General features: G+C 72.6%; 12 protein-coding genes. 7 read left to right on the forward strand and 5 right to left on the reverse strand.

Annotation, left to right across the window (positions count from 1 at the left end; all coding sequences use genetic code 11):
- Positions 1 to 4: 4 nt before the first annotated feature.
- On the reverse strand, positions 5 to 529 hold the full coding sequence (locus ACK2IS_RS14620) for a SigE family RNA polymerase sigma factor (RefSeq protein ID WP_409484019.1): 525 nt from the start codon (positions 527 to 529) through the stop codon (positions 5 to 7).
- 261 nt (positions 530 to 790) lie between these two features.
- Here ACK2IS_RS14620 and ACK2IS_RS14625 point away from each other — a divergent pair, with 261 nt between their 5' ends.
- The 4 genes from ACK2IS_RS14625 (at position 791) to ACK2IS_RS14640 (ending at position 4,057) form a co-directional block, all read left to right on the forward strand.
- A complete protein-coding gene (locus ACK2IS_RS14625; RefSeq protein WP_409485684.1) occupies positions 791 to 1,510 on the forward strand; it encodes an amino acid ABC transporter ATP-binding protein in 720 nt (239 codons plus the stop codon).
- A 131-nt stretch (positions 1,511 to 1,641) separates the two neighbouring features.
- Positions 1,642 to 2,484 (forward strand): glutamate ABC transporter substrate-binding protein, encoded by an 843-nt coding sequence (locus ACK2IS_RS14630; protein WP_409484020.1) that lies wholly within the window; start codon positions 1,642 to 1,644, stop codon positions 2,482 to 2,484.
- Between the two features lie 2 nt (positions 2,485 to 2,486).
- Positions 2,487 to 3,167, forward strand: a complete 681-nt coding sequence (locus ACK2IS_RS14635) for an amino acid ABC transporter permease (RefSeq protein ID WP_409484021.1) — start codon at positions 2,487 to 2,489, stop codon at positions 3,165 to 3,167.
- On the forward strand, positions 3,164 to 4,057 hold the full coding sequence (locus ACK2IS_RS14640; RefSeq protein ID WP_409484022.1) for an amino acid ABC transporter permease: 894 nt from the start codon (positions 3,164 to 3,166) through the stop codon (positions 4,055 to 4,057). Before ACK2IS_RS14635 ends, ACK2IS_RS14640 begins: the two co-directional genes overlap by 4 nt.
- A gap of 55 nt (positions 4,058 to 4,112) precedes the next feature.
- On the opposite strand, the gene ACK2IS_RS14645 is transcribed toward ACK2IS_RS14640, so the two are convergent.
- From ACK2IS_RS14645 to ACK2IS_RS14655, 3 genes are all read right to left on the reverse strand, one after another.
- A complete protein-coding gene (locus ACK2IS_RS14645; protein ID WP_409484023.1) occupies positions 4,113 to 4,760 on the reverse strand; it encodes a YczE/YyaS/YitT family protein in 648 nt (215 codons plus the stop codon).
- Positions 4,761 to 5,107: 347 nt separating this feature from the next.
- On the reverse strand, positions 5,108 to 5,917 hold the full coding sequence (locus ACK2IS_RS14650; protein WP_409484024.1) for a D-hexose-6-phosphate mutarotase: 810 nt from the start codon (positions 5,915 to 5,917) through the stop codon (positions 5,108 to 5,110).
- 166 nt (positions 5,918 to 6,083) lie between these two features.
- Positions 6,084 to 7,070, reverse strand: a complete 987-nt coding sequence (locus tag ACK2IS_RS14655; RefSeq protein ID WP_409484025.1) for an ANTAR domain-containing protein — start codon at positions 7,068 to 7,070, stop codon at positions 6,084 to 6,086.
- A gap of 236 nt (positions 7,071 to 7,306) precedes the next feature.
- Between ACK2IS_RS14655 and ACK2IS_RS14660 the strand changes: the two genes are divergently transcribed.
- Both ACK2IS_RS14660 and ACK2IS_RS14665 read left to right on the forward strand, forming a co-directional pair.
- On the forward strand, positions 7,307 to 8,452 hold the full coding sequence (locus ACK2IS_RS14660) for a hypothetical protein (RefSeq protein ID WP_409484026.1): 1,146 nt from the start codon (positions 7,307 to 7,309) through the stop codon (positions 8,450 to 8,452).
- Between the two features lie 55 nt (positions 8,453 to 8,507).
- The gene (locus ACK2IS_RS14665; RefSeq protein ID WP_409484027.1) at positions 8,508 to 9,122 is read left to right on the forward strand and encodes a class I SAM-dependent methyltransferase; all 615 of its coding nucleotides are present in this window, start codon (positions 8,508 to 8,510) and stop codon (positions 9,120 to 9,122) included.
- A 55-nt stretch (positions 9,123 to 9,177) separates the two neighbouring features.
- On the opposite strand, the gene ACK2IS_RS14670 is transcribed toward ACK2IS_RS14665, so the two are convergent.
- On the reverse strand, positions 9,178 to 10,623 hold the full coding sequence (locus ACK2IS_RS14670; protein WP_409484028.1) for a cation:dicarboxylate symporter family transporter: 1,446 nt from the start codon (positions 10,621 to 10,623) through the stop codon (positions 9,178 to 9,180).
- 201 nt (positions 10,624 to 10,824) lie between these two features.
- On the opposite strand from ACK2IS_RS14670, the gene ACK2IS_RS14675 reads away from it, so the two are divergent.
- Positions 10,825 to 11,895: an alkene reductase gene (locus ACK2IS_RS14675; protein WP_409484029.1), complete on the forward strand. Its 1,071-nt coding sequence runs from the start codon at positions 10,825 to 10,827 to the stop codon at positions 11,893 to 11,895.
- Positions 11,896 to 11,908: the final 13 nt, after the last annotated feature.

Genomic DNA, 11,908 nt, shown 5'->3' on the forward strand with positions numbered 1-11,908 from the left:
GACGTCACCTCCTCTCGTTGCCCGCGGCCGCGGGTCGTCCCGCCGCCGTGTCCTCGGGCAGCGCCTTGCGCAGGTTGGCCAGCCCTCGTGAGAGCTGACTCTTCACCGTGCCTAGCGAGCACCCCATGATGTGTGCGATCTCCGCCTCCGGCAGGTCCTCGTAGAACCGGAGCACGAGCACCGTGCGCTGGCGGGGTCCGAGCGTCTGCAACAGAGCCCACATCCCGTCCCGCTCGTCGATGTCGTGCCGGTCCTCGATGACCCGGTCCGGTGTCGTCTCGGTTGCGAACTCACGACGCCCGACCTTGCGCCACACCGAGATGTTGGTGCGAGTCATGGCCGTGCGCGTGTATGCCTCGACAGACCCTCGGTCCGCGATCTTGTGCCACGACAGGTAGACCTTCACCAGAGTGTTCTGGAGCAGGTCCTCCGCCGAGGCGTGATCTCCTGTCAGCAGGTAGGCATAACGCAGCAACGCTGCGGAGCGTGCGGCCACGAAGGCCGTGAACTCCTCATCGCGCTCGTCCATGCGGTCCGTCTCCTCCCCGAGAGGGCTGACACCCTGACGACGCGGGTGCCTCGGCAAAGGTTGCACGCCCCGTCAGATCCGGTCCAACCGGCCACCCCTACCCCGGTCGGACCTCTTCCGGGACGCCCGGTTGGTCACGATATGCACACCGTTCGTCTCACAGGGTCCGCTTGGGTGCGCGGTCCATGCAGGGGCCCGGCTACTCTCCCGGACATGAGCACCGCTGCCACGCCCCACCACGACCGCCGCCCGCTGGTGGTCATGGAGCGCGTCAACAAGCACTACGGCGCCCTGCACGTCCTGCAGGACATCGACCTGACGATCCACGAGGGCGAGGTCGTCGTGCTGATCGGCCCCTCCGGGTCGGGCAAGTCCACGCTCTGCCGCACCATCAACCGCCTGGAGACCATCGAGTCAGGCACCATCACCATCGACGGCGCAGCGCTGCCCGAGGAGGGCAAGGCGCTCACCCAGCTGCGCTCCGACGTGGGCATGGTCTTCCAGTCCTTCAACCTCTTTGCCCACAAGACGATCCTGGACAACGTCACGCTCGGCCCGATCAAGGTCCGCGGCGTGGCCAAGGCCGAGGCCGAGACCCGGGCGCGGCAGCTGCTCGACCGGGTCGGCGTGGGCCACCAGGCCGACAAGTACCCCGCCCAGCTGTCCGGCGGCCAGCAGCAGCGCGTCGCCATCGCCCGGTCCCTCGCCATGGACCCCAAGGTCATGCTCTTCGACGAGCCCACCTCGGCGCTCGATCCCGAGATGATCAACGAGGTCCTCGACGTCATGACCGAGCTGGCCGGCAGCGGTATGACGATGATCGTGGTCACCCACGAGATGGGCTTCGCCCGGCGCGCCGCCGACCGGGTCGTCTTCATGGCCGACGGCCAGATCGTCGAGCAGGCCACGCCCGAGGAGTTCTTCACCAACCCCCGCTCGGACCGCGCCAAGGACTTCCTCGGCAAGATCCTCACCCACTGAGCACGGCCACCGCCGCGCTCCCACCGTCCTCCTGTCCGCGGCTCCCCGGGCCCCATCCCCGGGAGCCGCACCCATCCTCCCGAGGCCGGCGACCGTCGCCATACCTCGACCACACCCATCAAGGAGATCCCATGACGATCCGTCGCACCCTCTCCGCCGGCGCCGCCGTGGCGCTGGCCGCCTCCCTCGCCGCGTGCGGCAGCTCCGGCGACTCGAAGACCACCTCGGGCACCGGCGCGGCCGGCCGCTCCGGCGACACCATCAAGGTCGGCATCAAGTTCGACCAGCCCGGCATGGGCCTCAAGGAGGGCGCCAGCTACTCGGGCATGGACGTCGACCTGGCGAAGTACATCGCCAAGGAGCTCGGCAAGACGCCCGAGTTCGTCGAGGCCGTGTCCGCCCAGCGCGAGCAGATGCTGCAGGCCGGCAAGGTGTCCTATGTCGTCGGGACCTACTCGATCACCGACAAGCGCAAGGAGAAGGTCGACTTCGCCGGGCCCTACTTCGTGGCCGGGCAGGACCTGCTGGTCCGCTCCGACGACACCGCGATCACCGGCCCGGACGCCCTCGCCGGCAAGAAGCTCTGCTCGGTCAAGGGCTCCACCTCGGCCACCAAGATCAAGGACAAGTACCCGCAGGTCCAGCTGCAGGAGTACGACACCTACTCCAAGTGCGCCGAGGCCCTCGCGAGCGGCTCCGTCGACGCCCTCACCACCGACAACACCATCCTCGCCGGGTATGCCGCGCAGAAGCAGTACCAGGGCAAGCTCAAGGTCGTCGGCACGACCTTCTCCGAGGAGAGCTACGGCGTCGGCCTCAAGAAGGGCGACACCGCCCTGTGCAAGCAGATCACCACGGCCATCGACAAGTACATCTCCTCCGGCGAGTGGCAGAAGTCGATCGACGCCAACCTCGGCTCGGGCTTCGCCATCGACAAGACGAAGAACCCGCCCAAGCCCGCCGCCTGCGCCTGATCATGCTCGACCTGTTCCGGGAGTTCGACATCCTGGGCGCCTTCTGGATGACCATCACGCTCACGGTCCTGTCCGGCATCGGCGCCCTGGTCATCGGGACGATCCTGGCGATCTTCCGCCTGTCCCCCGTCCCGATGCTGCGCTTCCTCGGCGCGCTCTACGTCAACGTGGTCCGCAACACCCCGCTCACGCTGATCGCGGTGTTCTGCAGCCTCGGCCTGGTGGCCCAGCTCGGCTTCCACCTGGCCGACCCGCACTCGGCGACCTTCATCAAGGACAACAACATCCGGATCGGGGTGGCGGCGCTGTCGGTCTACACCGCGGCGTTCGTGTGCGAGGCGCTGCGGTCGGGCGTCAACACGGTGCCGGTGGGGCAGGCCGAGGCCGCCCGCTCCCTGGGGCTGGGCTTCCGGCAGACCCTCGGCGAGATCGTGCTGCCGCAGGCCTTCCGGGCCGCCCTGGTGCCGCTGGGCAACACCCTCATCGCCCTGACCAAGAACACCACCGTCCTGTCGGTCATCGGCGTCGCCGAGATCTCCTACCTGCAGGCGCAGGTCATCGAGGACCGCCCGGACGTGATGTTCACCTTCTTCGCGATCGTGGCGCTGGGCTTCGTCATGCTCACGCTGCCGACGGGCCTGCTCTTCACCCGGCTGTCCCGCCGCCTGGCGGTGCACCGATGAGCGCCTCGGTCCTGTTCGACGCCCCCGGACCCCGCGCCCGCCGCACCCAGCGGATCGTCGCGGCGGTCCTGCTCCTCGCGGCCCTGGCTCTGGGCGCCTGGGTGCTGACGACCTTCGCCGCCAAGGGCCAGCTGGACCCGGCGAAGTGGCGGCCGCTGCTGTGGACCGACGTGTGGTCGGAGTACCTCCTGCCCGGGATCCTCGGCACCCTCGAGGCCGCGGCCCTGTCCATCCTCACCGCCGGCGTCATCGGCCTGCTCCTGGGCGTCGGGCGCCTGTCCCACGTCGCTCCCGTGCGGTGGCTCGCGAGCACGGTCGTCGAGCTCTTCCGCGCCGTGCCGGTGCTCGTGATGATGCTGTTCGCGTACGCGCTCTACCTCAAGATGGGGTGGTTCGGCGGGCAGGAGTCCCTCGCCGGCGTCGTCACCGGCCTGACGGTCTACAACGGCGCCGTGATCGCCGAGCTGCTGCGCTCGGGCGTGGAGAACCTCCCGACGGGGCAGCGGGAGGCCGGCCTGTCGATCGGGCTCACCCAGGGTCAGACGCTGCGCTCGGTGCTGCTGCCGCAGGCGTTGACCGCGATGCTCCCGTCCCTGGTGTCCCAGCTGGTCGTGGTGCTCAAGGACACCGCGCTCGGCTACGTCATCCTCTACGAGGAGCTGCTGCGCAAGGCCGACCAGATCGGCTCCTGGCAGGGCAACGTGGTGCCCGCGATCATCTTCGTGGCGCTGATCTACATCGCCATGAACTTCTCGCTCACCTCGCTGGCTCACCTGGTGGAGCGCCGGCTGCGCCGGTCCGGGCACACCGCCGGCCTCGCGCCGCAGGCCACCCCCGAGGAGATCGAGGCGCACAGCACCGACGCCCTGGAGGGCTCGGTCGCCCGCTGACCCGCCTGCCCGGCCCGCAGCCCCACCACCCCGTCCTGCGGGTGGGGCCGCGGGCTCAGGCGAGAGCGTCGACCTCGACCACGCACCAGGGCAGCAGGTGCTGGACGATCGGACCGATGGTCACGGCATAGAGCACCGTGCCGAGCCCGACGCCGCCGCCGAGCAGCCACCCGACGGCGAGGACGGTCACCTCGATCGTGGTGCGCACCACCCGCATCGACCAGCCGAAGCGGTGCGCGAGACCCGTCATCAGGCCGTCGCGTGGTCCCGGCCCCAGCTGCGCCCCGATGTAGAGCGCTCCGGCGAGGCCGTTGAGCCCGATCCCCCCGAGCAGCAGCGCCGCCCGCAACCACACCGCCGACGGCTCGGCCAGGACGTGCAGGGCGGCGTCGGTGGCGACGCCGATCCACACGGTGTTGGCGACGGTGCCCAGGCCCGGCCACTGGCGCAGCGGGATCCACGCGAGCAGCACCAGCACCCCGGTCGCGACGACGATCTGACCGATCGACAGGGGCAGGTGCAGCGCCACCCCGACGTGAAACACGTCCCAGGGGTCCAGGCCGAGCGCGCCTCGGATGATCATGGCCATCGAGACGCCGTAGATCGTCAGCCCGACGAAGAGCTGCGTCAGCCGTCTCGGCAGGCGACCCGCCCGCAGCTGCTGCGCCGGGGTCATGGGGGTGAGGGCGCGTCGGGTCGTCATACGGCCATCGTCGCCCAGGCCGCCGCTGCGCCGCCGCATCGTCCACCCTCGCAGCCCGCGGTCGACCGCCCTCCCCCGCGCCCCGCCACCTCGCACGCTCGCCCGCTCTCGCCCGCGACTTCCTGGGCTCGCAGCTCACGAAGTACCCGTTCTCGACCCCCAGACGTGCAGTTGCCGAGCCGCGAGCGCAGAAGGAACCCCGAAGCGGCCCCTGACGTGCACTTACCCAGCTGCGAGCGCAGGTAAGGAACGCCCTGGAGGATCGCGGACGTCTCCACGGGGGCGGAGCGGAGGGCCTGAGAGGAACGGAGGGCGCGAGGCGGGGCGGTGGTGCAGATGGGCTCCCGTCAGAGGGGGAGCACCTCGAGGTGGTAGGTCAGGGTGTGCGCGTCGCCGGGCGCCAGGGTGATCTCGTCGGCCATCGCGTTGCCGCCCTCGACGCACACCATGGTCTGCCACGCCTCCGGCCCCATGTCGCCGAGCGAGGCGGACAGCTCGTCCCAGGGGTTCCAGACGACGGTGGAGGCCGATCCGGTCTTGGTCACCCGCAGCCGCCGCCCCAGCACCGGGTCGACCACGGTCACCGGGGAGGCGGAGCGGAACACCCGGTCGGTCTCGCGGGTGAGGCGCAGCTCGCCGTCCTGGCGGTGGGTGCGGCCCTGGTCGGTCTTGTCGACGTAGGTCGCACCGGCCAGGCCCTCGACGGTGATCTCGCGGGCGTCGCCGACGGTGAGGTAGGCGTGCAGCGCCTCCTCGTAGGTCAGCTCCTGCGTGCCCGTGTTGCGCACGGTGAAGGTCAGCTCCAGCCGGGCGCCGGCGCGGACGTCGTACGTCGCTTCGAGGTCCTGGACGCCGAGCTCGGCGCCGGTGATCGTGTAGGTCGCGTGGCTGGGCTCGATCGTGGTCGCCCGCCAGGCGGTGGTGCGCGCGGGGCCGTGGGTGGGCGTGCGGTCACCGGTGCGGCCGGGCCCGAACCACGGGAAGCAGATCGGCACCCCGCCCCGGATGCCCTTGCCCTCCTCGAGGCGCACCTGCGGGCTGACCCACAGCACGGGTGGCTGCCCCTCGGGCGCCCAGGTGAGCAGGTGGGCGCCCTGGTCGTGGATGGTGGCGATCGCCTCGGGGCCGGAGATGTCGTGAGCTGGCAGCGTGGTCATGCCCCGACCGTATGCCGCGCCGCTGCGCGGCGACACCCCGCGCCCCCCGCGAGGACCCTTCCGGGGCCGCCGGGGACGCCGGGGTGGCCGCTGCGGGGACGCCGGGGAGCCGGCCCGACGGCCGGGTCCGGGGTGGGCCGGAGCGCGGGCGGGGACCGGCCGGGGGTCAGGGGGTGAACGCAGCCGGGTCGATGCCGGCCGCCAGCAGCGCCTGCTGCGCCGGACCGGGCAGCACGCGCAGGGCGGCGGGCAGCGTGCGGTGCCGGTTGACGACGCCGACGACGGCGACGGTGGCGGCGGGGCTCAGGTAGGCCACCTGGGTCAGGTCCAGCAGGTGCAGCCGCTGCGGCCGACGGATCTCGCCGAGCAGGCGCCGCAGCTCGGAGCCGACCGCGAGCGCGGCGACGGCGTCCACCCTCCCGGTGACCGCCAGCACCACGTGGCCGTCGACCAGGGTGCCGCTCACCTGCCCGGCCTCGACCGCTGCGGCGGCCGCCCCGGCCCGGACCACGGGCACCTCCTCGGCGCGGGGGTCGAGGGCGCGGGACAGGTGGGCGTCCAGGTCGGTGCCGTCGGCGGGGCGGCCCGGCGCGCAGCCGGCGATGCGGGTCGCGAGCACCCGGACGCGGGTGTTGGTGCGCTGGGAGTAGGCGCCCAGCAGGGCGAACGCGGCATCCGCGTCGAGGCCGTAGCCCGCCATCAGCACTCCCTTGGCCTGCTCGATCGCGGCCCGGGCGTCGACGACCTCCTGGAGCTGGGCGGTGACGCCGGCGGCGACGGCCTCGTGCAGGGTGGCCCCGAGATCCACGAAGGCCCCGCGGACGCGGGTGATCCGACCCTGCTCGTCCAGCTCGCCGACCCCGACGGCGAGCACCGCGACCTGCTCGTCGCCGCGGACCAGGAGACGCCGGTGGGCGAAGGCCCCCCGCTCACGAAGCCCCTGCGCCGCCCGCTCCACGAGCTCGGCGTCGTCCTCGACCCGTCCGGCCTCCAGCACGGCGGCGGCGTCCGGGGACGCCCCGGGGTCGACCCCGTGCAGGTGGTAGACCTCCGGGGTCAGGTGCCAGGTGACGCGCTCCGGGTGCTCGGGGTCGGGCACGTCCAGGTGCCACCAGGCGGTGGGAGGGCTCGGGAACTCGCTCACGTCGCTCACATCCAGCTCGTTGCCAGACGCGGCCGGGTGGGGACCACGGCCACGCGGTGCATCGCTGGTGTCTGAACGACGCTGCCCAGGCTGACCGAGCCTGGGCGGAGGCCCATGATAGGCACGGGCGGGCAGCGGTGGACAACGAAGCACTCCATGGCGTCACGGCGGTGCTCCGCCCCGTGACGACTCGGCCGTGGCACAGTGTGCGACAAGGACTCTCGTCCGTCCCCAGGAGGTGCGCCGTGCCGAGCGCCGCTGTCGACCGCGCCCGTCGGGCTGCTCTCGTCGTGGCGGGGATCCTCGTCACCGTCGTCGTCCTGCACCTGCTGGTGGGCTGGTCCCGGCGGTCCTCGGTGGCCCAGCCACCCACGGTCGACCTGACCCTGGTCACGGCCTGCCTGGTCGGGGCTCTCGCCCTCGCCGGCTGGGCCCGGCTCGGGCACCTGCGCGACCAGGTCACGGCGCGCGGTCGGGCCCGGCACCCCGAGCGGCTCGCCGTCCTGACGGTCGGGGACCTGCAGCACCGCGCCTGCGACGGCCTGGACCCGGCGTGGGCCGACACCGCGACCCGGCACGCCTGGCGCGCACGGTGGCGCCTGCCGGTGGCGCCGCTGGCCGTGGCCCTGACCGCCCTCGTCCTGCTGGGTCTGGCCACCGCGATGAGCCGTATGGCGGCAGGGGACCTGGAGTCCCGCGGCGTGCGCACCCCCGCGCAGGTCACGGCCACCGGGTGGACCTGGACGGGCCTCGGCTACTCCCCCTGGGCCCGGGTCACCCACGTCGAGCAGGGCAGCACCGTGTCCTCCACCGTACACGGCCTGGACGCCGTGGCGGTTCCCGTCGGCACCCAGGTCGAGGTGCTGGTCGACCCCGGCGAGCCGGACGCGGTCATGGCCCCCGGCATCGTCAACCGGCCGATCCTGCTGCAGTGGGCGACCAGCCTGCTGGTCCTCGTCGCCGTCGCCGCGCTGGCGGTCGCCCTGCTGCGCGCGGCCCGGCTGCTCGTCTGGCGCTCGGTCCTGCGCGCCACCCCCTGGTCGCCGTGGCAGGTGGACGAGCGGGTCCCCGGGGCCGCCCGGCTCACCCCCGAGCCGGCGGCACCCCTGACGGCGCCGTGCCCCGTCGTGGCCGCCACGGCCCGTCGTGCGGGCCTGCCCCTCGGGCGGGTGGGCCTGGTCGCCCCGCACCAGGACACGATCCTGCTGCGCCACCGGGTGCTGCTCGGCACCGCGCCCGGGGAGCAGGCCGGTCGCCTCGTCGAGCTGCGGCTGCCGCCCACGACGCCCGCGCGCACCCGCCTGGTGCGGGCCCTCGCCCCGGCGCCGACCGGAGCGGACGCGGCGCCCCAGGACGGGCCGCCGCTCCCGGCGCAGCCGACGCCGCGCTGACGGCACACGGCCGGTCACTAGACTCACAGGTCCACCCACCACCCCTGGAGGACCCGTGACCCGTGTGCCGAGCGGCTGGGAGCAGATCGTCGAGGCCGACGCCTCGCACTCCGCGCGCTACGTCGAGCGATTCCGGCGCATGGCGCGCGAGGGCGTGGACCTGGGGGGCGAGGCGCGCCTGGCCGACGCCATGGTGGGTCGCGGCGCGCGGATCCTGGACGCCGGGTGCGGTCCCGGGCGGGTGGGGGCCTTCCTGCACGAGGCGGGGCACACGGTCGTCGGCGTGGACGTCGACCCGGTGCTGATCGAGGCGGCCGAGGCCGACCACCCCGGACCGACCTGGCTGGTCGGCGACCTCGCCGAGCTGGACCTGCCGGCGCGAGGCCTGGCCGAGCCCTTCGACCTGGTGCTGTGCGCCGGCAACGTGATGGCCTTCCTGGCTCCGGCGACGCGGGTCGAGGCGCTGCGGCGGATGGGCGCCCACCTCGCCGAGGGCGGCCGGCTGGTCGTGGGTTTCGGCGCCGGGCGCGACTACGACTTCGGAGCCTTCCGGATGGACGCGCGGGTGGCCGGGCTGCGCGAGTCGCTGCTGCTCGAGTCCTGGGAGCTGCGGCCCTGGCGGCCGACGAGCGAGTTCCTCGTGGCGGTGCTGGAGCGCGCGACGCGGTGAGCGCTTCTCGGCATACCTCCGCGTCCGGTCGCGAGAGGTATGCCGAGGGCGTCGCTCAGGCGTCGGTGCGGGTGGAGCCGGCGGTGGGGTACTGCGACAGGTCGACCTGCGGCGTCGGCTGGAGGCGGTCGGCGGGGTTGACCGGGTGCGGGACGCGGCCGGGACGGACCTCGGTGGCGTGCGGGTCCTCGTCCATCGTGGCGTAGTCGAAGGGACGCTCGCCGGACAGCACAGCGCGGGCCTGCTCGTGGTCGAGGGTGCCGGTCCAGCGCCCGATGACCATGGTGGCGACGGCGTTGCCCGCGAAGTTGGTGACCGCGCGCGCCTCGGACATGAACCGGTCGATGCCGACGATGATCCCGACGCCGTCGAGCAGCTCGGGGCGGTGCGCCTGCAGACCACCGGCCAGCGTCGCGAGCCCGGCGCCGGTGACGCCCGCCGCACCCTTCGACGCGATGATCATGAAGACCAGCAGCCCGACCTGCTCGCCCATCGCCATCGGCTTGCCCATGGCGTCGGCGATGAAGATCGACGCCATCGTCAGGTAGATCGCGGTGCCGTCGAGGTTGAACGAGTAGCCCGTCGGCACGACCACGCCCACGGTGGAGCGGTCGACGCCCGCGTGGGTCATCTTGGCCATCAGGTGCGGCAGCGCGGACTCCGAGGAGGAGGTGGCGACGATGAGCAGGAGCTCGCGGCCGAGGTACTTCAGCAGCTGCAGGATATTGATCCGCGCGACGAGCCACAGCACCGCCCCGAGCACCAGCACCACGAACAGGAAGCAGGTGAGGTAGAACCCGAGCATCAGCTTGAGCATCTCGCCGACGGCCTTGGGGCCGGACGTGCCGACGACCGCGGCGATCGCACCGAAGGCCCCGATCGGGGCGAGCCACAGCACCATCGTCAGGATCCGGAAGACGACCTTCTGCAGGGCGGCGATCGTGGCGAGCACCGGCTCGCCCTGGCGGCCCATCCGCTGCACCGCGAAGCCCACGAGCAGGGCCACGAAGAGGGTCTGCAGCACCGACCCGGAGATCAGCGAGCTGAACAACGTCTCCGGGATGATCCCCTGGATGAACTCGACGGTCCCGCCGCCGTGCTCGGCCTGCTCGGCATACTTCTTGCCCGCGCCCGCGGCGACCTTGATGCCATGTCCGGGCTGGATGAGGTTGCCGACGACCAGACCGATCGCGAGCGCGAAGGTCGACATCGTCAGGAAGTACGCCAGGGCCAGCGAGCCGGCCTTGCCCACCGTCGCGGCGGCCCGGACCGAGCCGATACCGAGCACGATGGTGCAGAAGATCACCGGGCTGATCATCATCTTGATCAGGTTGACGAAGGTCTCGCCGACCCACTTCCAGCCCTTGGCCTGCTCGGGCGCGAGGATGCCGAAGGCGATGCCGCCGAGCACGGCGACGATGACGGCGATGTAGAGCCAGTGCGAGCGGTCCCGCGGTGGGCTCGTGGGCTCGGGGATCTGGGGGTGGGTGCTCGCGCTCATGGGCGGGTCCTGTCGCGTCGTCGGGGCGATTGATCGAAGTATGCGACCTGTTGATCACCCATGCACCCCTCTGTCCGGCGCCACGCCGTCCGGGCCGTCCACGCCGTCCGGACAGGCCGGGCGTGGGCCCCGGTCGCCCGCGGAATAGCCACCCCCCGGGTCGGGTTGTGCGACATACCCCCCAACCCTCGAGGAGATCTCGTGACCACCTTGTTCGACCCGGTCCGCGTCGGCGCCATGGACCTGCCGCAGCGCTTCGTGATGGCGCCCCTGACGCGCAACCGCACGCCCGGCGACCACGCCCCGACCGACCTCAACGTGGAGTACTACGCGCAGCGCGCCGGGGCCGGGCTGATCATCACCGAGGGGACCCAGCCGAGCGCCGTGGGCCAGGGCTACCTCGACACGCCGGGGCTGCACACGCCCGCGCAGGTCGAGGGCTGGCGGCGGGTCGCCGACGCCGTCCACGAGCGCGGCGGTCACGTCTTCGTGCAGCTCATGCACGCCGGGCGCATCGCCCACCCGGACAACAAGGGCGGCGCGGAGACGGTGGCCCCGTCGGCGATCCCGCTGGAGGGCACCATCGTCACCGTCTCCGGCCCGCAGCCGCACCCGACGCCGCGCGCCCTGGAGACCGACGAGATCCCCGGCGTGGTCGCGGAGTTCGTGCACGCTGCACGCTGCGCCGTGGAGGCGGGCGTGGACGGCGTGGAGGTCCACTCCGCGAACGGCTACCTGCTGCACCAGTTCCTGGCCCCGTCGGCCAACCACCGCGAGGACGCGTACGGCGGCTCCCCGGCCGCCCGCGCCCGTCTGACGATCGAGGTGGTCACCGCGGTGGCGCAGGCGATCGGCGCCGAGCGCGTGGGCGTGCGGATCTCCCCGGCGCACAACGTGCAGGGCGCCGTGGAGGAGGACCCGCAGGAGACGCGGGCGGCCTACGAGACCCTGGTCGACGCGATCGCGCCGCTGGGCCTGGCCTACCTCAGCATCCTGGCCGACCCGCGGTCCGAGCTCGTCCAGGACCTGCGTCGGCGCTTCGGCGGCACCGTGATCGTCAACGACGGCTTCGGCGCCGTCACCACGCGGGAGACCGCCGCCCGGATCGTGGAGCAGGACCTCGGTGACCTGGTGGCCGTGGGTCGCCCGTTCATCGCCAACCCCGACCTGACCGAGCGGTGGCGTACCGGCGCCGAGCTCAACGAGCCCGACCCGTCGACCTTCTACGGCGGGGGCGCCCACGGCTACACCGACTACCCCACGCTGGGCTGACGGCTGACGGCTG

It is taken from the genome of Arsenicicoccus dermatophilus (genome assembly GCF_046267915.1).
Taxonomy (GTDB): Bacteria; Actinomycetota; Actinomycetes; order Actinomycetales; family Dermatophilaceae; genus Arsenicicoccus; species Arsenicicoccus dermatophilus_A.